Annotated in this window: 16 protein-coding genes; 9 read left to right on the top strand and 7 right to left on the bottom strand. The window is 44.2% G+C overall.

Annotation, left to right across the window (positions count from 1 at the left end):
* Positions 1-8: 8 nt before the first annotated feature.
* From ACE5CV_RS04160 to ACE5CV_RS04170, 3 genes are all read right to left on the bottom strand, one after another.
* A complete protein-coding gene (locus ACE5CV_RS04160) occupies positions 9-563 on the bottom strand; it encodes an AAA family ATPase (protein ID WP_374948900.1) in 555 nt (184 codons plus the stop codon).
* Between the two features lie 32 nt (positions 564-595).
* Positions 596-1,204 (bottom strand): nicotinamide riboside transporter PnuC, encoded by a 609-nt coding sequence (gene pnuC / locus ACE5CV_RS04165; protein ID WP_374948901.1) that lies wholly within the window; start codon positions 1,202-1,204, stop codon positions 596-598.
* Between the two features lie 128 nt (positions 1,205-1,332).
* Positions 1,333-3,390: a M13 family metallopeptidase gene (locus ACE5CV_RS04170; RefSeq protein WP_374948902.1), complete on the bottom strand. Its 2,058-nt coding sequence runs from the start codon at positions 3,388-3,390 to the stop codon at positions 1,333-1,335.
* A gap of 467 nt (positions 3,391-3,857) precedes the next feature.
* On the opposite strand from ACE5CV_RS04170, the gene ACE5CV_RS04175 reads away from it, so the two are divergent.
* Both ACE5CV_RS04175 and ACE5CV_RS04180 read left to right on the top strand, forming a co-directional pair.
* A complete protein-coding gene (locus tag ACE5CV_RS04175; RefSeq protein ID WP_374948903.1) occupies positions 3,858-4,997 on the top strand; it encodes an acyl-CoA dehydrogenase in 1,140 nt (379 codons plus the stop codon).
* 56 nt (positions 4,998-5,053) lie between these two features.
* Complete coding sequence (locus ACE5CV_RS04180) at positions 5,054-6,361, top strand: peroxiredoxin family protein (protein WP_374948904.1); 1,308 nt, start codon at positions 5,054-5,056, stop codon at positions 6,359-6,361.
* 100 nt (positions 6,362-6,461) lie between these two features.
* On the opposite strand, the gene ACE5CV_RS04185 is transcribed toward ACE5CV_RS04180, so the two are convergent.
* Complete coding sequence (locus ACE5CV_RS04185) at positions 6,462-7,313, bottom strand: menaquinone biosynthesis family protein (RefSeq protein WP_374948905.1); 852 nt, start codon at positions 7,311-7,313, stop codon at positions 6,462-6,464.
* Between the two features lie 60 nt (positions 7,314-7,373).
* Complete coding sequence (gene mqnB, locus ACE5CV_RS04190; RefSeq protein WP_374948906.1) at positions 7,374-8,039, bottom strand: futalosine hydrolase; 666 nt, start codon at positions 8,037-8,039, stop codon at positions 7,374-7,376.
* Positions 8,040-8,116: 77 nt separating this feature from the next.
* On the opposite strand from mqnB, the gene ACE5CV_RS04195 reads away from it, so the two are divergent.
* The 4 genes from ACE5CV_RS04195 (at position 8,117) to ACE5CV_RS04210 (ending at position 13,960) form a co-directional block, all read left to right on the top strand.
* Positions 8,117-8,533 carry a 6-pyruvoyl tetrahydropterin synthase family protein gene (locus ACE5CV_RS04195; RefSeq protein WP_374948988.1) on the top strand — a complete coding sequence of 139 codons (417 nt, stop codon included), beginning with the start codon at positions 8,117-8,119 and terminating at the stop codon, positions 8,531-8,533.
* 9 nt (positions 8,534-8,542) lie between these two features.
* Positions 8,543-9,181, top strand: coding sequence for a GTP cyclohydrolase I FolE (gene folE / locus ACE5CV_RS04200; RefSeq protein WP_374948907.1), 639 nt, complete (start codon positions 8,543-8,545; stop codon positions 9,179-9,181).
* Positions 9,182-9,264: 83 nt separating this feature from the next.
* Positions 9,265-10,146, top strand: a complete 882-nt coding sequence (gene fabD, locus ACE5CV_RS04205; protein WP_374948908.1) for an ACP S-malonyltransferase — start codon at positions 9,265-9,267, stop codon at positions 10,144-10,146.
* A 73-nt stretch (positions 10,147-10,219) separates the two neighbouring features.
* Complete coding sequence (locus ACE5CV_RS04210) at positions 10,220-13,960, top strand: ATP-binding protein (RefSeq protein WP_374948909.1); 3,741 nt, start codon at positions 10,220-10,222, stop codon at positions 13,958-13,960.
* A 251-nt stretch (positions 13,961-14,211) separates the two neighbouring features.
* Here ACE5CV_RS04210 and ACE5CV_RS04215 read toward each other — a convergent pair whose 3' ends face one another.
* Positions 14,212-15,129 (bottom strand): hypothetical protein, encoded by a 918-nt coding sequence (locus tag ACE5CV_RS04215; RefSeq protein ID WP_374948910.1) that lies wholly within the window; start codon positions 15,127-15,129, stop codon positions 14,212-14,214.
* Between the two features lie 262 nt (positions 15,130-15,391).
* On the opposite strand from ACE5CV_RS04215, the gene ACE5CV_RS04220 reads away from it, so the two are divergent.
* A complete protein-coding gene (locus tag ACE5CV_RS04220; RefSeq protein WP_374948911.1) occupies positions 15,392-16,945 on the top strand; it encodes a glycoside hydrolase family 10 protein in 1,554 nt (517 codons plus the stop codon).
* A 35-nt stretch (positions 16,946-16,980) separates the two neighbouring features.
* Here ACE5CV_RS04220 and dapF read toward each other — a convergent pair whose 3' ends face one another.
* The gene (dapF, locus tag ACE5CV_RS04225) at positions 16,981-17,766 is read right to left on the bottom strand and encodes a diaminopimelate epimerase (protein WP_374948912.1); all 786 of its coding nucleotides are present in this window, start codon (positions 17,764-17,766) and stop codon (positions 16,981-16,983) included.
* A gap of 192 nt (positions 17,767-17,958) precedes the next feature.
* Between dapF and ACE5CV_RS04230 the strand changes: the two genes are divergently transcribed.
* Together ACE5CV_RS04230 and pdeM are read left to right on the top strand one after the other, a co-directional pair.
* Positions 17,959-19,497, top strand: a complete 1,539-nt coding sequence (locus ACE5CV_RS04230; protein ID WP_374948913.1) for a Do family serine endopeptidase — start codon at positions 17,959-17,961, stop codon at positions 19,495-19,497.
* Between the two features lie 125 nt (positions 19,498-19,622).
* On the top strand, positions 19,623-20,282 hold the full coding sequence (gene pdeM, locus ACE5CV_RS04235; protein ID WP_374948914.1) for a ligase-associated DNA damage response endonuclease PdeM: 660 nt from the start codon (positions 19,623-19,625) through the stop codon (positions 20,280-20,282).
* Positions 20,283-20,335: the final 53 nt, after the last annotated feature.

Consider the following 20,335-nt stretch of genomic DNA (forward strand, 5'->3'; position numbering starts at 1 on the left):
CGGAACGACTAATTACGGTTCAAAAAAATGTCTACAGCGGCTATGGCCCTTTCATATCTTTCCGGGCCGGCACCGTTAATCAGCACATAATTGGCGTTCAGGTCGGCAAGCTCTTTGTGCCAGATAGCCATAAAATGTTCGCGCTTGTGCGGGAAGTCGCGCAGCGGGTCGTCCTGCCAGGGCAGGTCGATGTTTAACAGCAGGTAAAGGTCATACATATGTTTGGGCAATGCGTCCAGTACTTCCTGCGGCGAGCGGCCAAACATCTCATCGCTCCAGATCTTTACCGTAATAAAGGTAGTATCGCAAATAAGCAGCTGATTAGCTTGTGGGGCCATCTCCTTTTCCAGGGCTACCTGCCCATAAAACATATTGATCTCATCCTGCCAGGTAGGCGGCTCGGTAAGCTTTTCACAATAGCCACGCGCAAACTCTGGCACCCAAACCGTGTTGTAATACGCAGCAAGGTAAGCCGACATGGTGGATTTGCCCGTAGACTCCGGCCCTACAACGGCGATCTTTATAATTTCGGATTTCGGATTTTCGATTTCAGATTTAGTCATTCCCCTCCAATTTGTTCCTAATAATACCTTCCTTATATGTCTATTTGTTGCACTTTCCAGTCGCGTTTCCAGTCCACATAACCCTTAATAGCGATGGCTACATAAATGGCATACATTACCGCGGTAAGGTGCAGATCTTTATACGTATAAACGCCAACGTAAATAACGTCTACAAAGATCCATATCAGCCAGTTCTCTAAAACCTTACGTGCTAAAAAAACCTGCGCTACCAGACTGCAGGCCGTACAAAAACTATCCAGGTAAGGATAAGATGCAGTAGTATATTTTAAGAGTGACCCCAGTATAACGGTAAACAAGATGATTGCCGGGATAGCCAGCACCAGTTCTATACGGGTGATGCGGGCAACAGGTGCCTTTGCTTCGGTAGCGGGTTTTTGGCTCCAGTAATACCAGCCGTAAAGGTTTACCACAAAAAAATAAAATTGCAGGCCCATATCTGCAAAGAGCTTTGCTTCAAAAAAAATAAAGATGTAAATAGTGACGCTAACAACCGCAAAGGGCCAGTTCCAGATATTGTTTACAGCCGCCAGGTAAACACAAAGCAACCCGGTAACAACCCCAATTACCTCCAGCCAGCTTTGATGCTGCCACCAATCGTGCAGCATGTGGATTATTTGCATTGGTAAATATATAAAAGCCGCATTAAAGTGCCTCCTCAAATCTCCGTCGGTAGCAGCCCCCTCTAAATCTCCCCCGGAGGGGAGACTTTAAAAAGCCCTCCCTTCCGGGGAGGGTTGGGTGGGGCTGCTTACCAGATCTTGACCCTTTTAGCCGGGTCTAACCACATTTTATCGCCTTTTTTAATTTTAAACGCTTCATAAAACTCCGGCACATCGGTAAACGGCCCATTAACCCGCATAAACCCGGGCGAGTGCACATCAACCATTAATTGGTTGGCTAACGCCTCTTTACGATCTTGCCCTAACCAGCCTAAAGCAAAACCCATAAAGTAGCGCTGGGTTGGCGTGAGGCCGTTAATGAGTTTGCCCTCTTTATATTGCTGTGTTTTTTTGAAGGCATCCAGGCCGATAACGATGCCACCCAGATCCGCGATATTTTCGCCCAGGGTAGCTTTACCGTTCACATGCTGATCGCCTATTTTATAACCATTGAACTGATCTACCAGCATTTGGGCTCGTTGAGCAAATTTGGCCGAGTCTTGCGTTGTCCACCAGGCTTTCAGGTTACCCTTTTCGTCGTACTGGCGGCCCTGGTCGTCAAAACCATGGGTAATTTCATGGCCGATTGTTGATGCCGCGCCGTAACCGTAAACCACCGCATCGTCAATATTAGCATCGGTTGTGCCCGGCACCATAAATATGGCGGCAGGTAATACAATCTCGTTATTAGATGGGTTGTAGTAGGCGTTATAGGTTTGCGGCGTCATCCCCCATTCGTTACGGTCTACCGGTTTACCCAATTTATCCGCGTTAAATTTATGCGCGAATTGGGTGCCGCGGATAACATTATTCAAATAAGATGACCGGTCAATTTCAAGCCCGGAGTAATCTTTCCAATGATCAGGGAAGCCCACTTTCGGGTTCACCTTCTTCAACTTATCGTAAGCACGTTCCTTAGTTTTCGGGCTCATCCAGTCAAGTTTTTCGATATGGTCTTTGAATGAAGCGCGTACAGCCTCTACCATATCTTCGTAACGTTTTTTGGTAGGCTCGGGGAAATATTCCTTTACAAAGATCTGCCCCAGTACTTCGCCCATCAGTCCGTTTTCCATATCTATCACCCGTTTCCAGCGCGGCAATTGCTCCTTTTTACCGGAGATCACCGTTCCATAAAAACGGAAACTTTCGTTGGCCATAGCCTTCGCTAAAAATGGGCTAAATTCATCGATGATATTTTTGCGGAGGTAATTCTTCCAATCGTCGATACTGAACCTGGTAAGCGCCGTATTTACCGCCCTGTAATATTCCGGCTGGCCTACTATTACCGTATCAACGCCTTTGTATTGCATTTTTTCGAAGCTGGCTTTCCAGTTAACCAAAGGCGCCAGCTTGCTTAAACCCGCAAGCGGCATTTTATTATAGTTTTTGTACGGGTCGCGCAGGTCTTCCAATTTGCGTGAGCTATCTGCCAGGAATTTTTCCAGTTCGTAAGTTTTTTGGGTTGCGGTTTTTGCTGCGGCATCTGCATATCCCAAAAATTTAAATAACGCAGGCAGGTGACTTTGCTGGTAATCGTTACGAACGGCTACCGTGTGGGCATCTTTGTTATAATAATAATCGCGGTTAGGTAAGCCTATCCCGCTCTGAGAAAGTTGCAAAATTATCTTTGCGCTGTTGCGGTCGTCCTGACCCGCATACGCACCTATGGGCGTTTGTACACCAATGGTTTCCAGGTAGGCAAATTCATTTACCAGGCCGGGTACATCTTTAATAGCATCCACGCGGGCAAGCTCGGCCTTTAACGGTGTGATGCCCTGTTTTTCAATCGTTACGGTATCCATGCCGCTATAGTAAAAATCGCCTATCTTTTGGGTGTTGCTCCCCTTGGCAGCGTTTTGTTTCAGCGCGTCTTCGTTGATCTTTTTTAGTTTGCTGCGCAGATCTTCCTGCACCAGGTTACCAATGCCCCATGACGAGTACGCGCCAGGTATTGGGTTCTCTTTGAGCCATTTTCCGTTTGCGTATAAAAAGAAATCATCGCCGGGTTTTGCCGATGCGTCCATATTCTTAATCAGCGGGTCGTTAGCCTCGTAAATTTTAGCCATATCCTGTTTGCAGGAACTTGTAAATAAGGCCAGCGCTGCGCAAGTCGCAAGTGCTATCGATTGGATGTTTTTGATCATCATTTTGAATTTGTATTAAAATAAATACAGCACTTGTATTGAAAAACAGACTGTGTATTTTTTCTATACATCTGTTTTACCGTAATATTTTTTAAAAGTGAGCTTAAAGCGCGGCTAAAACAAAAAATTTGAAATTTTTTTCTGAAAAAATCCAGATACCAATACTTGCACCCGCCCCTACCCGCCAGGGTTGTAAAATATGGCGTAAGTTTTGTTCAAGTGTAAATGGTCCTGCATCCATCTAAAAACATTTCATCTACCTGTGAAAAACTTTTTATTGATGATCCAGGCTTAAAATTGAATTCTCAGTTGCCCAAGTTGAGATGAACATGTTCTTTTATTTTGGGTTTAATCAATAGTTTAAATTAATTAGGGGAAAAGGGAGCTTCGCAAAAGGCTCTCTTTTTTTGTACCGTCAATTTTGCTATGCATGCATAATATTTATACCTTTAGTTTTTCAATTATCAGCCATGCAGTTTGAACTTACAGAAGAACATTTGATGATACGCCAGGCGGCGCACGACTTTGCGCAAACCGAACTAAAACCCGGCGTTATTGAACGCGACGAACACCAAAAATTTCCTGCCGAACAAGTTAAGATGCTGGGCGAACTGGGTTTTATGGGCATGATGGTATCGCCTGAGTATGGGGGCAGCGGTATGGACGCGATATCCTATTCGCTGGTAATGGAAGAGCTGTCTAAAGTTGATGCATCGGCATCGGTATTGGTATCGGTAAACAATTCGCTGGTATGCTTTGGGCTGGAGAAATACGGCAACGAAGAACAAAAACAAAAATACCTGGTACCGCTGGCTAAAGGCGAAGTTATCGGCGCATTTTGCCTGAGCGAGCCCGAGGCCGGCTCTGACGCTACATCGCAGCGCACTACCGCCATCGATATGGGCGACTATTACCTGTTAAACGGCACAAAAAACTGGATCACTAATGGCAACAGCGCATCTACATATATTGTAATGGCGCAAACGGATGCCAGTAAAAAGCACCGTGGTATCAATGCCCTGATAGTTGAAAAAGGAATGGAAGGCTTTACCGTGGGCGCCAAAGAAAATAAATTAGGCATTCGCGGGTCAGATACGCACTCTTTGATGTTTACCGATGTTAAAGTGCCTAAGGCCAACCGTATCGGCGAGGATGGCTTTGGATTTAAATTCGCTATGGCAACGCTGGAAGGCGGTAGGATAGGCATTGCATCGCAAGCTTTAGGAATTGCTGCCGGGGCTTATGAGCTATCGGTACAATATGCAAAAGAGCGGAAAGCCTTTGGCAAAACCATTGCCGACCTGCAGGCTATCCAGTTTAAGCTGGCAGATATGGCTACCGAAATTGAGGCGGCCCGGTTACTTTGCCACCGCGCGGCCTGGTTAAAAGATCAAGGGCTGCCTTATGCACAAGCGGCATCTATGGCTAAGTTGTTTGCATCAGAAACTGCCATGCGCACCACTGTAGAGGCAGTACAGATCCACGGCGGCTATGGTTTTGTAAAAGAGTACCACGTAGAGCGGATGATGCGTGATGCCAAGATAACCCAGATATATGAAGGTACGTCTGAAATTCAGCGTATTGTCATATCCCGCGAAGTATTGAAATAGTTAGCTGCTTTTATTACTTTTGATAAAGTATATAGACTTAGTAGACTATTTTATCCATGATTAGGAAAATTCTTTTAAGCGCGGCATTTGTTGCTGCGCTTACCCAAATAAGCACCGCGCAAACAAAATTACAAACTGGTATATGGCGCGGCGCGTTGAAAACTGATGGCGGCAAAATAATGCAGGTTGTTATTGCGGTTAATGATTCAACCTCAATTAACACACTCGGGAAGTTCAGGGCCACTATCCCTTTTAATTTTGAAGTTAGAAACGCTGGCGATAAGCAACAACTTACTATTATTAATAGTAACGAGCGGTTCAAAGTAACCGATGTTGTTTTAAAAGGCGATTCGGTATTTATAAAAATGCCGCTGTTCGATTCGGAATTCAGGTTAAAGCAAACCGGCAACACGCTATCGGGGCATTTTATCAAACACCTGGGCGAAAAGGATGTACCTATGGATTTTACCGCCACCGCCGCAACCCCTTACCGTTTCTTTAAAGATGCCGAAAAGCCCCAATATAATGTAAGCGGCCGCTGGTCGGCCATAATTGGTGAAGGTGAAGGGCGTGATACCACTGTGGGCGAGTTTAAACAAACCGGCGCTAAGGTTACCGGTACTTTTTTAACTACCACCGGCGATTACCGCTTTTTAGAAGGCACTGTTGCGGGCAATAAGCTTTACCTGTCCTGCTTTGACGGCGGCCACGCGTTTTTATTTACCGCCGATATCTCCGGTGACAAAACCATTGCTAACGGCAAATTCTTTTCGGGCGCAACCGGGAAAGATGTTTGGATAGCTACCAGGGATGAAAACGCAAAATTGCCGGATGCGTACTCGTTAACAGCCTTAAAACCCGGTTACAAAAAACTCGATTTTACATTTAAAGACCTTGCAGGCAAACCGGTGTCGTTAACCGATGCGCGTTTTAAAAACAAAGTGGTAATCGTACAGATCCTCGGGTCGTGGTGCCCAAACTGTATGGATGAGACCGCTTACATGGTAAACTATTATAAAAAATATCAGCCTAAGGGAGTAGAAGTTGTGGGCCTGGCTTACGAGCGCACTACCGATTTTACCAAATCGCAAAAAACACTGCTGCAGCTTAAAAACCGGTTCGACATTAAATATCCATTATTGATAACCGGTTTCACAAATAACAAAGCAGAGACAGCCAAAAGCCTGCCTGCATTAACAAAGGTGGTTGGTTTTCCAACAACAATCATTATTGATAAAACCGGCGATGTAAGAAAAATCCACACCGGTTTTAGCGGGCCGGGCACAGGTGCGCACTATACTGAGTTTATCAGTGAGTTTGAGAAGTTAACGGATGATCTTTTAGCAGAGAAGCCTAAGGCGTAAACGTTTCTGCGGCACGCGTATAAACGCCGTCACTTGGTTTAAGCCGGGCGACGGCGTTTATCATCTATAACTCTCTGTTAAATAATGAATCAGCTATGCTTTATGGATTCAAAAACAAATTCTCGCTAATTTGCGGGATGATGCCTTTCTCGAGCGCGGTATCAAATAACAGCTTTACCGCTTTTTTGCCTTCAATACCCAAATCGATTGAAAAATCGTTTACATACAAATCAATGTGCTTGTACATCACCTCTTCACTCATTTCCTGTGCGTGCGAGCGGATATACTCCAGTCCTGACTTGGGGTTGGCAAAGGCGAATTCTATAGAGCGACGGATTACCCGGTTTATTTTTTGCTGAACGTCTAACGGTAAATTACGGTTAGCTACAATCCCCCCCAGCGGGATAGCACAGCCGGTACGTTTCTCCCAATAATCACCCAGGTCCAGGATCTTGTGGAGGCCTTTGTCCTGGTAGGTAAACCGGTTTTCGTGGATGATGAGGCCTACATCAATCCGGCCATCTAAAACCGCATTCTCAATGTCTGAGAAAACCAGTTCCTGTTTGTTGTTAGCATCCGGGAAAGCCAGGCTCAGTAAAAAATTTGCTGTGGTGTATTTGCCGGGAATACCAATTTTAACCGGGGAGTTAACCTTGGAGAGTTTTGTTTGGAGTTCCTCAGCGTTACCCAGGCAAATGAGCAACGGCCCCACACCAAAGCCCAGTGCACTGCCCGAATCCAGTAAGATATAATTATCAGCAGCGTAGGCAAAGGCATGGTAGCTCAGTTTGGTTATGTCCAGCTCGCCACGAAATGCCTTTTGGTTAAGCGTTTCTACATCGTCATAAAACACCTCAAAATCCAGGCCTTCGGTATCTACCTTATGGTGGATCAGCGCGTCGAAAATAAAGGTATCGTTAGGGCAGGGCGAAAAGCCAATGGTTAATTTCATATGTAGTTGTGCGTTTTAAGTGATGAGTAGAGAGTTATCCGAGTGATTTAAACTCAAAACCTATAACTCAAAACTTTCCACTATTTCCACCGCAAATTTATTCAGATTTTTAATGGCAAACCCTATCTGCCAAGCCTCGCGGTTGCGTTTTTCAATGTAATTTGACACAGCCCTGATTTGCATACAAGGCACGCCTGCTTCGTTACAGGCATAAAAGAATGCCGCGCCTTCCATGCTTTCTATCTGCACATTTAAGCGCTGCTGCACTTTTTGAATAGATGCCTCATTACCATGCACCGTATTTACGGTAATAGCAGTGGCTGGTTTAATATTAGCCGTGGCGGTAAGGCCGGTAAGGCTATATGTTGCCGCAAAACTTTCTTTGCCAAAACCCATCTGGCTTATGGATAAAAACGTTTCGTCATCCTCGGCGCCTAATTCGACTATCGTATCTTCAGTTATTTCTACCAGATCCCCCAGTGCAATATTGCGGTCGAAAGTGCCGGCAATACCCAGGTTTACGGCAAGGTCATATTGATTCTTAGCCAGCTCGCGCCCTAAAGCATATGCGGTTGCTACCATCCCAACGCCGGTTATGAGCAGTGAGTGGGGAGTAGTGAGTGAAGAGCTGTCGAAGCCGAGCTTTTTACTTTTAACTTTTAACTTTTTACTTTCAACTAGGCTTTCAACCTCAAACTCCGTTGCCGCTACAAATAATATGCGCATATAACACCTTTTTTGACAGCTAAGATAAAACAACTGGCCTGTTTTTGTTTTGTATATTTGCACCATTAACTGCTATGATGATACACATAACGCGCAAAGAACATTTTAATGCGGCACACCGGATGTACCGCGACGAGTGGAGCGCAGAAAAAAACTTCGAGGTTTTTGGCAAATGCGCCAATCCTAACTGGCATGGCCACAATTACAATTTATTTGTAACCGTAAAGGGCGAGGTTACCCACGCAACCGGCTATTTGATAGACTTAAAGGAACTAAAAGAGATTATAAACCAGTACGTTATAGAAAAACTGGATCATAAGAACATCAATTTGGATGTTGATTTTATGAAAGGCAAAATGGCATCGACAGAATTGCTGACCATTGAAATATTTAACCAGTTAAAAGCACCTATAGAAGCCTATGAGGGTGTTTTTTTACACTCCGTTAAACTGTACGAAACAGAAAACAACTCTGCCGAATACTTTGGCGGATAACCCTAACCCATGAACAACGATAACAATATTCCTGACAGGGATGAGGGTATAAATGGCTATCAGAAAATTGATCGCTATAACCCCGAACTGATTGAAAACCTGTCGGCAAATTACCTGGATGTACTTAAGCAAATAGGCGAGAACCCACAGCGCGAAGGACTTTTGAAAACGCCCGAGCGTATTGCCAAAGCCATGCTATACTTAACCCACGGCTATGATCTGGATGCTAAAGAGATCCTTAACTCGGCTATGTTTAAGGAAGAGTACAGCCAGATGGTAATTGTTAAAGACATTGAAGTTTACTCGATGTGCGAGCACCATATGCTGCCGTTTTTCGGTAAGGCGCATGTGGCGTATATACCAAACGGCTACGTTGTAGGCCTAAGTAAAATCCCCCGCATAGTTGATGTTTTTGCCCGCCGTTTACAGGTGCAGGAGCGATTAACCAATGAAATTCGCGATTGTATCCAGGAAACCCTTAACCCTATTGGTGTAGGTGTAGTTATTGAATGCCGCCACCTATGCATGAGCATGCGCGGGGTGCAGAAACAAAATTCGGCAACCACCACATCGGCGTTTACCGGCGAATTTTTAAAAGAAAAAACCAGGACAGAATTTTTAAACCTGATATCAGCCAGATTAAGTTAATAGTGAATGGTTAATTAAGTGAGTATTTGGTTGCAACAATAATCATTCGTTACTCATTTAATTAACCTAATCAACCTAAAGAGATGAAAGCATACATTTTTCCAGGGCAGGGTGCCCAATTTCCGGGGATGGGTAAAGACCTTTATGAGCAAAGCGAGCAAGCCCGCGAACTTTTTGAAAAGGCAAACGAGATTTTAGGGTTCAGCATTACTGATGTAATGTTTAACGGTACCGAAGAAGACCTGAAACAAACCAATGTTACCCAACCTGCAATCTTTTTACACTCGGTGATCCTGGCAAAAGTTATGGGCGGCGATTTTAAGCCGGACATGGTTGCCGGCCACTCGCTGGGCGAATTTTCGTCGCTTGTGGCGGCGGGTGCCTTGTTATTTGAAGACGGCCTGCGCCTGGTTGCTGCACGCGCCAACGCCATGCAAAAAGCCTGCGAACTACAGCCATCAACCATGGCTGCTATTTTAGGGTTAGATGATTTTACTGTTGAAGATATTTGCCAGCGTTTAACCGATGTGGTAGTACCTGCAAATTATAACTGCCCCGGCCAGCTGGTAATTTCGGGCTCGATAGCCGGAATTGAAGCTGCCTGCATAAAAATGACCGAAGCCGGCGCAAAGCGTGCGTTAAAACTAAACGTTGGTGGTGCCTTCCATTCGCCGCTAATGGAATCGGCAAGGGTAGAACTGGAAGCAGCTATTGTACAAACAGAGTTTAAAGAGCCTGTGTGCCCGGTGTATCAAAACATTGATGCCAAACCATATACGGATCTTAACCACATTAAACATAACCTGATAGCACAGCTTACCGGCCCTGTGCGATGGACGCAAACCGTTACGCATATGCTGGAAGACGGTGCCACGTCCTTTACAGAAGTTGGCCCTGGTAAAGTTTTACAGGGCCTGGTAAAAAAGGTAAACAGAGAGGTTGAAACAGCAAGCGCTGTAATATAATCGTACTAAAGCCATCCTGTTCACAACGAATGGCTTTAGTTTTTATGGATGTTTTAAAGTAAATATAAACCGAGTGACTACCGCCGGAAAAATTCGTTTGTTGCTGGCGCTCCTTTTTGCCAGTTTGTTATTTACAGCAATAGTTGTTGAGAAGACCTATACCCCTGCAAACAATCTTGCGCAGACAGCAAACGTACTTGAAGGCAACCTGCACAAGCGCGAAAAGCTGGTTTATGACATCATTAATAACAAAAACAGCTTTAACGCCGTAAAGGCGCTTACCTTTAACTCGCCCGCTGCGCTGCAGTATATCAATAATTACACCATCAATAACCGGGTTTGGATACTGCTTTACAAAAACGATGAACTGTATTTCTGGACCGGGGTTAAAGCCCTGCCCAATGCTAAAAAGATAAAGGAAGGCAACTCGTTCCTGCGTTTTCCCAATGCCTACTTCGAGGTTATTAAGAGAACCGAAGGCAACCTAAAGGTATTGTTCCTTATCCCGGTAAAAAACGAATATGCGTTTGAGAATAAATACCTGGAAAACAGCTTTTACGAAGGTATCAGCAATGATAAGAATATTGATATTGCCGATTTTACCGATAAGGACGTTTTCGCCATCCATGATCTGAACGGCAAATACCTGTTTTCCTTAAAGCTTATCAAAGGGCTGGTCAACAACCACTTCTTTTCTTTCGAGATCTTTATCTGGATTTTAACCGTCTTTACCCTTTGCATTCTTATACACAGCATCGTTACCTGGCTGGCTAACAAAAAAAACTGGCCGTATTTATCATTACTGGTCCTTGCGGTATTTATTGTAGCATTCCGGTTTGTAAACCTGTATTATGGCTGGCCTGCATTTGCGCAGCAGCTGCCTATATTTAACCCAATATTTTACGCATCCAGTAGTGTTTACCCTTCACTTGGTGACCTGTGTGTAAATATCACCGCTATTTGCTGGTTTGTAAGCTTCATGTACACCCAGCGCAGCAAGCTTATCCGCAATGTACCGGGCAGGGCATTTAGCTATATCATCTTTTTTGCAGGGCTGGCCATACTCTTTATTACGTCAACAACCTTGCTTAACTTGTTTTATGGCCTGGTCATCAATTCCAAGATCAACTTTGATGTAAATAATGTGCTTAACCTTACCGCTTTTAGCCTGGTAGGCGTGCTGATGCTGTGTTTAAGCTTCATGATATTTTTGCTGCTTACCGAAGTCGTGTTAACCGTTTACGCCAAACTGGATATCGCCCCGTTACAGCAGCTTGTTTTATTGGTATGTACTATTTTAGTTGCCACCGCTGTTGCCGCCTGGTTAAGCAATTTTACCTTATTTTATGTGCTTTGGGGTACGCTGGTAATTATTCGCGGTTACGCGTATGTGTTTTACGAAAAGAAGTTTACCGCCAGTTCGTTCCTGGTTATTGTGCTGATTTGCGCGGTTATTGCGGCTATAAAGCTAAATTACTTTGAATCGGTAAAAGAGAATAACAACCGCAAGGTATTGATCCAACGCCTGGAGATCCCGGATGACCTAACGGCCGACATCCTGTTTAAAAAGGTAGAGAAGCAAATCATAAAAGACCGCTATATCGTTCAGTACTTTATTACTAACGATCATGACAACGATTACCTGAAGATCCGCCTGCAAAAGCTATATTTTGACAGGTACCTCTCGAAATACGACTTTAAGGTACACGAATTTGATACACAAAACCGTCCGGTATCTGCTGATAAGAATTACTCGCTCGAGAACTTTAAGGACCTGGTAGTTTACAGTTCCATGAAGGTGTCTGATCATTTTTACCGGGAAAACGATTCTTTCGGTATTCAGAGCTATTTTGCCATACTGCCGGTTGCAGATGGCAGCAAAAACCTGGGCACGATTGTGATCGAGCTGCGGTCAAAACCATTCCAGTCGGCAGGTACTTTTCCCGAGCTGCTGATAGATAAAGACATTAAGCCCGAAGCGGAGTTTAAGGATTACTCTTACGCATTCTATACCGACAATAAACTCATTGGCCAAACCGGCAGCTACGTTTATAGTGTGGTGAACAGGGATTTTAAAGGCCAGCTCCGCAAATATAGCACACAATCAAACCGGGGTGTCGATTCCATTGGTTTTGACCAGTTTACACGGTATAGCCACTTATTATATAAACCCAGCGAACGCAATTTGATTGTAGTAAGCAAACGCGAAAACCAGGTGCTGGCTACACTCACGGCGCTAACTTTCTTCTTTGTTGTATTACTGGTCTTTAGCGCATTGGTTATCGGGGTGCGTTTGCTGTGGATCAGGGTTAAGTTCTTCAACTTAAGTAACGACCGCATCAACTGGAATTTCAACATTACCTTCGACAGGGTATTGTACAAAACGCGCATTCAGTTTTCCATGATCTTTGCAGTGGTAATCACCCTGGTAATGGTAGGTATCATCACCTTTGTATCTATAAGCACCCAGTACGAGTCGCAGCAGGATAAGCTGATCCGCACTAAAATCATGCAGATCTCGTCGGCACTGGAAATAGGGCCTTTAAAGAACTTTACCAATAGCGTAACGGAAGAAAACCGCGTAGCTTTCGATCAAATCTCGGCCACTTACTCGGCTGATATTACGCTGTTTAACCTGGAGGGCGTTCCGCTTATCTCTACCCAGCCCAAGATCTATGAAGATGGCTTGCTAGACAGGCGAATGAACTCCCGCGCGTTTGTAGCGCTTAAAGCACAGCAAAAATCAGAGGTAGTAAATAACGAGCAGATCGGTAAGCTAAAGTATAAGGCAGCCTATACCCCATTACGCAACATCAAGCATGAAACTATCGGTTACCTGCAGTTGCCTTACTTTAGTAATGAAAGCGATGCCACCGAGCGGATAGGTTCATTGCTAAACATCATGATCAATGTATATGCGCTGGTATTTATAGCGATAGGCTTGTTTGCCGTAATTATTGCGCGGCAGATAACCGCTCCGCTTAATTTTATCCAATACAATTTAAGTAAAACCATTTACGGTAAAAAGAATGAGCCCATTAAGTGGGAACGTAATGACGAGATCGGCGCGCTAGTTGCAGAATATAACAACATGATAGCAGCGCTGGAGCAAAGCGCAATCAAGCTGGCACAATCTGAAAGGGAGAGCGCCTGGCGCGAAATGGCCAAGCAGGTTGCACATGAAATTAAAAACCCGCTAACCCCTCTTAAACTGGGCTTGCAGCTGCTGGATAAATCATGGAAGGATAAAGACCCTAAGTTCGACGCTAAGTTTGAGCGTTTCAGCAAATCGTTTGTGGAGCAGATAGAAAGCTTATCATCCATCGCGTCGGAGTTTTCGGCATTCGCCAAAATGCCCGATACACGGATAGAACGGATCAATATTTTTGAAATGCTTAACCAGGCCGTTACCATATTTAAACATATGGATAACGTTATCATTCAGTTTGTACAGCCGGATAAACCGTTTGATATAGCAGCCGACCGCGACCAGCTGCTGCGCTGTTTTAACAACCTGCTCAAAAACGCTATTGAAGCTACGCCGGATAACACCCAATGCCTTATCGAAATCAACTTTTTGATCACCAGCAAAAATATCTTGCTTACGATAAAGGATAACGGTAACGGCATCCCGGAGAACATGCGCGAGAAGATCTTTGAACCTAACTTTACCACTAAAAGCTCTGGCACTGGCTTAGGTTTGGCTTTTGTTAAAAACTCTATCGAAAATGCCAGCGGCAAGGTATGGTTCGAAACCACTATCGGTATCGGCACTACATTCTATTTGAGTTTCCCTGCTGCCGACATCGCGTAAATACCTAAGCTTGCAATAGCTGCGTACGAAGTCAGGTCAACTCCGGCAGTGTTATTCATCGGTCAATAAAAGAACAATAGTAACAATTTATCGCAGCTTATTACTTTGATAGCATGCAGCTAACCATGGATTGCTTTGCCAAAACGAATAGTTAAACCGCCACTAAGCACACTATGGTTTGGTATTACAAATTTCTATAACACAAAAAAACCGGTTAAAAGCTTAACCGGTTTTATCATATCATCAAGTTACTACTTCAGCGTAATGCCTGTTTTACCCATTGTAAAGCCATCGGCATATAACAGTACGGTGTAAGTACCTTTCTGGAATGGCATCGGGTTAACCCACTCTATCGTATAGCCGCTGCCATCATCCTTAAAGTCGATAGCTGTTTTATATGTGTACTGCAAGTCCTGGCTATCGGCATTGAACGTACCAGCATCTGGTGGAGTGATCAGGTTGCCTGTTGGGTCTATGATGCGTACGTAAATATCATGCAGGCCTTTCTCTGCTACAGAATTGCTTGCAACAGTAAAATTCACCTTTATTTTTTGGGCTTGTTTAGCCTTGGTTACATCACTTTCTTTACCACTATTCTTAATTTTATAAGCTACCACATCGGCACTGCCCACTTTTAATGCCGATGCAACCTTAACCTTGGTATCCAGCTCCTGGTTTTGTTTTTCCAGCGTGGTAGCCTTTTCGCTTACAGTAGCCAGGTTGTTCTTTAGCGTTTCTCGTTCGGTAGCTAAAGTTACATTTTGCTTTTTCAGTTCTTCAATGTCTGCGGTGTATTTGGTAACAAAATAACGTAACTGTTTAATATCCTCCTGGGCTTTACTTATCTCGGCAACAGTAAGCTTGCCTTTAGCCAGTTCGTTGCGTAATACTTTTATTTTAGCTTTTAGTGAATCATTTTTTGCCTGCATGGCTACAGTCATTTTAGCCCGGCCAGAGTTTACCTGCTCTATTTGCGCCTCAAGGCTATCCAACTCGGTTTGCAGCCTGGTCTTCTCATCGTTTTGATAAACTATTTTAGTATCAGATTTATTTTTCTGAGTATACAGGTAAACATCGGTACCTAAAAGCGCCACTACTACGGCTATCAAAAAATAAATAACGTTCGAATTCTTTTTTGGGGCTTGATCTGGCTGGGGTTGGTATTCCATATGGTAATAATTAAAGTTTAATTATAGCATCAAAGGCTTACACCTGTTGATCAACTATGGTTTCTCTGTTTATGCTAATAAAAGTAGGCAAAATTGAACTAATAATCCAAAAAACTGCCTTAACGGTTGTTTATAACGTGCTGCGGGCTAAAATAAGTACAATATGGTTAAAACACAAAATGCCCCTATTTATTATATTAATAATAAAACTGCTAAACAATCAGTTTATATCTTTGCGACTTTTAATAAAAACATCTGCTTAATGCGTCTATTCAAATACTCCTTCCTCATAGTTTGTTTCACCCTTTTACTTTCACAAGCATTCGCCCAAACGGCTAACCCCCAACCGCTTAACCAAACCGAGCCTAAGCGCGAGTTCAGGGGGGTTTGGATTGCCAGCGTAGTAAACCTGGACTGGCCGCAAAATGCACGTGGAGGCAGCGAACAACAAAAGAAGGATTTAATTAATCAGCTAAATTCGCACCAGCAAACGGGTATTAACGCCATCATGTTCCAGGTAAGGCCCGCTGCCGATGCTTTTTACGCTAAAAGCCGCGAACCATGGTCAAAATATCTAACGGGTGTACAGGGCCAGGCACCTAATCCTTTTTACGATCCATTGGAGTTTGCTACTACCGAAGCGCACAAGCGCGGCATGGAACTGCATGCCTGGTTCAACCCTTACCGTGCAACATTTGATGGTAAGTTTAGCACCCTTGCGCCAAATCATATCACCCGAACTAAACCAGAGTGGTTTTTTATATACGAGGGCATTAAATTGTTTAACCCGGGCTTGCCCGAAGTACGGGAATACATTGTACAGGTGATTTTGGATGTAGTAAAAAACTACGATGTAGACGGCATACACATGGACGATTACTTTTATCCTTACCCGGTTAAAGGACAGGTGATAAATGATGCCGACGCTTATGCTAAGTACGGCGAGGGTTTTGACGACATACGCGACTGGCGGCGGGATAATGTGGATAAGCTGATCCACATGCTGGGCGATAGTATTCATAAGTATAAGCCCAACATGAAATTCGGTATTAGTCCGTTCGGCATTTGGGCCAACATCCGCCAGCACCCGGATGGATCTGAAACCGCAGGCGGGTCATCTTATTATGAGAATTTTGCCGACACCCGCAAATGGGTACAGGAAGGCTGGATAGATTACATTAACCCCCAAATTTACTGGCAGATAAACCATCGCCAGGCAGCTTTTGACAAATTAGTGAACTGGTGGAGTTTAAATACTTATAACCGGCATTTGTACATTGGCCAGGCACCTTACCGTTTTTACGAGGCACGCAGCCCGGCATATAAAAACCCGTCAGAAATACCTAACCAACTCCGGCTGATAAGGGCTAACCCACGGGTACAAGGCAGCGTTTATTTCCGGTCGTTAAACCTGGTAGCAAATGCCAACCACTTGTCAGATTCGTTGAAGGCCAATTTTTACCGTTACCCGGCCCTGCCGCCGCCAATGCTATGGCTGGATTCGGTACCGCCAATGCCACCCCAGAACTTTTTGGGCAAGCTCGAAAAAAATGCGGTACTGTTGAAATGGGACACGCCGTTACCTGCAAAAGATAATGAGAAAACTTACGGCTATGTGATTTACCGTTTTACCGAAAGCGAAAAGTTTGATATGGCTGATCCTAAGAACATCCTCCATATTCAATACGATACTGAACCGATTTATTTAGATACCAATGTGCAGCCCGGTAAAACATATTTTTACGTAGTAACCGCCCTGGACAGGCTAAAAAATGAAAGCGACCGAACGCCAACTATTGCCATTACGGTTAAATAGGAATTTGTAACAGGCAGCATGCATTATGCAGGTTGCTAAATAGTTATATCACCTTCAAATACCAGTTCTGCCGGGCCTTCCAGGTAAATGTTACTGAATTTTTCGCCGTCGTAATCGAAGCGGATATTGAGGTTGCCGCCTAATACCTTAACAGGCGTATTTATGGTACCAAATTGCGAATTGTGTTTGGCCATTGCCAACGCCACTGCCGTTACACCGGTGCCGCATGCATAGGTTTCGTTTTCTACCCCGCGCTCAAAAGTGCGTACAAAATATCCTTCGCCATCTTTTTCTGTAAAGTTTACATTGATGCCGTTTTCTTTATAGGTAGCATTGTTACGTATTGCGTACCCTTCGTTATAAACATCTTTAATGGCCAGGTCTGCCGCCAGTTTCACATAGTGTGGCGACCCGGTGTTCAGCACGTAGGCGTCGCCGTCTTTATCTATTTCGGTAACGTCTATCATCTGCAAGCTTATCCATTTACCATCTTCTGAAATTTTGGCATGGTGCTCACCGTCTGTAGCCAGAAATTTTGTCGTATCTGTTATCAAACCCAATTGTTTGGCAAAAGCCACAATGCAACGGCCCCCATTGCCGCACATGCTGCCTTCATTACCATCGGCATTATAATATACCATCTTAAAATCATACCCGGCTAATTCTTCAAGCAGCATCAGGCCATCGGCACCAATGCCAAAGCGCCTGTCGCATAATAACGCAACCCGCTCTTTATCTAACTGATTTACAATATTTTCTCTATTGTCTATCAGTACAAAATCATTACCTGCGCCCTGGTATTTATAAAATTTTAAATGCACGTTAGTTTGGTATATTAGTAATTGGTAAAAGTAAACAAAACAGCCTGTAACAAAAAAGCGGCAACAGTTATTTCAATTTAACAAATTTTAACAAAATAGCTTATAACTTATCGTTGATTATATCGTCTATATGGTATTAAATTTGAGTTTGTAAAAACAGATAAACTGTAAAAAAGGAAAGTGAATAAAAATATGAAAAAAATTGGTTTAACATTATTAACCGCCTTTGTGGGCGGTGCAATGGCGTTGGGCGTGTACAAGGTTATCGAAAACAAGTACGCTGATAACATGACCATTGAAGATAAGCAAAAAGTATATTTTGCAAATAATCGCGCTGTAAACCCTTCGTCAGTGGTATCATCGGCAGGTTCTGTCGATTTTACACAGGCAGCAGCCGACGTTACCCCGGCGGTAGTTTACATCCGTACTACGTACGCGGCAAAAAGCAGTGGCAGCCAGGACCAGTTCGAGCAGATGTTCGGACAGATGTTTGGTCAGCGCATGCGCCCGCAAGGCCCGCAAATGGCGTCAGGTTCGGGCGTAATCATCTCTCCCGACGGTTACATTGTAACCAATAACCACGTTGTTGAAAAGGCTGAAAAGATCACCATCGTTACTAATGATCACCGCAGCTTTCAGGCCAAGGTTATCGGTACAGATCCTAACACCGATCTTGCCCTGATCAAAATTGAAGGCAATAACCTGCCGATAGTAAAATTAGGCAACTCTGATGCAGTACGGGTTGGTGAGTGGGTTTTAGCTGTTGGTAACCCTTTTAAACTTAACTCTACCGTAACTGCAGGTATTGTGAGTGCAAAAGGCCGTAACTTAGGCATTGTTGGGCGCGGTAACAATGATGACGAAGACAGCCCGTTCCCGGTTAGGCAGCAAGAGCCGTCGTTAAGAAAAGGTATCGAATCTTTTATCCAAACTGATGCGGCTATTAACCCCGGTAACAGTGGTGGTGCCCTGGTTAATACCAACGGCGAACTGATCGGTATCAACGCGGCTATTGCATCGCACACCGGTTCTTATGAGGGTTATGGTTTTGCCATCCCTATTAACCTGGCTAAAAAGGTGTTAAACGATATCAAGAAATACGGCAGCGTTAAACGTGGCTACATTGGTGTAAGCTTTGCCGACCTGAGCGATGCCGAGGTTGCAGCAAACATTAAAACCGATAAAACTAACGGCCTTTACGTAAACAGCCTGGTAGCAGGCGGCGGTGCAGAGCAGGCAGGTATTAAACCTGGCGATATCATCACCAAGGTTGAAGGCAATGTAGTTTATGAGTCATCTGACCTGCAGGAGCGTGTTGGCCGTTTACAGCCGGGCGATAAGATCAACATCACCGTTTTACGCGATGGCAGCGAGAAAAACTTTAACGTAACACTTAAAGCTGATGCACCTGCACCTAAAACCGCAGCGGTATCTAAATCAGCGTCAGAGTTGTTCAATAAACTTGGGGCAAGCTTCCAGCCGTTAACACAAGCGCAAAAAGCTAAATTCAAGGTAAATTCTGGTGTATTGGTTACCCAGGTTAGGCCGGGCGGTATTTTTGATGATACCGAAATACCTGTAGGCTCTATCATTACCTCTATCAACAAATTGCCTATAAACAGCATTGCTGATATGGATAAAGTGATCACTAACTTACGTAACGGACGCCTTATCATCACAGGATACTATCCTGACGGTGGTAGCTTCAGCAACGTTTTTGATGTACAATAATCAGTAATTGATTTAATTTTAAACAGAGCCCGGCCAAAAGCCGGGCTTTTGTTTTTACATAATAAATAAATTGTAATCGGGCTTTTTGTACCATCCCTTAATGAGCCTTATCTTTGCTGCCAGATATGACGATAAGTGCGGGTACCCCTTTCCATTTTTTAAACCAGGACCTTTTACTATTACCTCAAAAAGCTATTTACTGGCAGCAGGAAAAAGCGTTAATTGCTACCGATGTGCATTTTGGAAAGGTAGGCCATTTTCGGAAGGCCGGGATAGCTATCCCGCGCAATATGGAGCAGCAGGACCTCTCTATGCTGTCGGACCTGATATATGAATATAAGCCGGAGAAAATTTACTTTTTAGGAGACCTTTTCCATAGTGATATGAATAATGATTGGGACTGGTTTGTACTTTGGCGCAGTCAGTTCCCAAAATTGCAGATCATCCTGATAAAGGGAAATCACGATATAATCAACGACCTGCATTACAATCAGTTGGGCATCCTCCTGCATAAAGAGCTGCATGTTGGTCCGTTTTTAATGCTGCACCATCCATTAAGCGACGGCGTACAGCAAAGGGAGGGTTATGTGCTTTGCGGGCACATACATCCCGGGGTTAGCCTGGTAGGGCGCGGCAGGCAAAGTGTTACGCTACCCTGTTTTGCTTTTGGCAAGCACCAGGCCATCTTACCGTCATTTGGAAGTTTTACCGGAAAAGTCGCCATTGTCAGCCGTAAAGCTGATCATGTTTTTGGCGTGCTGAAGGATAAGGTGATCGCCTTATAATGTCAAGGCGCTTAAATATCACATAGAAAATCGAGTTTCCTTTAGAACGTTTC

This window comes from Mucilaginibacter sp. (assembly GCF_964263795.1).
In the GTDB taxonomy this organism is placed as follows: Bacteria; Bacteroidota; Bacteroidia; order Sphingobacteriales; family Sphingobacteriaceae; genus Mucilaginibacter.

Excerpts from the sequence above, each read along its gene's own strand:
- ACE5CV_RS04160 (WP_374948900.1), bottom strand. The coding sequence starts at position 563 with ATGACTAAATCTGAAATCGAAAATCCGAAATCCGAAATTATAAAGATC.
- pnuC (WP_374948901.1), bottom strand. The coding sequence starts at position 1,204 with ATGCAAATAATCCACATGCTGCACGATTGGTGGCAGCATCAAAGCTGG.
- ACE5CV_RS04170 (WP_374948902.1), bottom strand. The coding sequence starts at position 3,390 with ATGATGATCAAAAACATCCAATCGATAGCACTTGCGACTTGCGCAGCG.
- ACE5CV_RS04175 (WP_374948903.1), top strand. The coding sequence starts at position 3,858 with ATGCAGTTTGAACTTACAGAAGAACATTTGATGATACGCCAGGCGGCG.
- ACE5CV_RS04180 (WP_374948904.1), top strand. The coding sequence starts at position 5,054 with ATGATTAGGAAAATTCTTTTAAGCGCGGCATTTGTTGCTGCGCTTACC.
- ACE5CV_RS04185 (WP_374948905.1), bottom strand. The coding sequence starts at position 7,313 with ATGAAATTAACCATTGGCTTTTCGCCCTGCCCTAACGATACCTTTATT.
- mqnB (WP_374948906.1), bottom strand. The coding sequence starts at position 8,039 with ATGCGCATATTATTTGTAGCGGCAACGGAGTTTGAGGTTGAAAGCCTA.
- ACE5CV_RS04195 (WP_374948988.1), top strand. The coding sequence starts at position 8,117 with ATGATACACATAACGCGCAAAGAACATTTTAATGCGGCACACCGGATG.
- folE (WP_374948907.1), top strand. The coding sequence starts at position 8,543 with ATGAACAACGATAACAATATTCCTGACAGGGATGAGGGTATAAATGGC.
- fabD (WP_374948908.1), top strand. The coding sequence starts at position 9,265 with ATGAAAGCATACATTTTTCCAGGGCAGGGTGCCCAATTTCCGGGGATG.
- ACE5CV_RS04215 (WP_374948910.1), bottom strand. The coding sequence starts at position 15,129 with ATGGAATACCAACCCCAGCCAGATCAAGCCCCAAAAAAGAATTCGAAC.
- ACE5CV_RS04220 (WP_374948911.1), top strand. The coding sequence starts at position 15,392 with ATGCGTCTATTCAAATACTCCTTCCTCATAGTTTGTTTCACCCTTTTA.
- ACE5CV_RS04230 (WP_374948913.1), top strand. The coding sequence starts at position 17,959 with ATGAAAAAAATTGGTTTAACATTATTAACCGCCTTTGTGGGCGGTGCA.
- pdeM (WP_374948914.1), top strand. The coding sequence starts at position 19,623 with ATGACGATAAGTGCGGGTACCCCTTTCCATTTTTTAAACCAGGACCTT.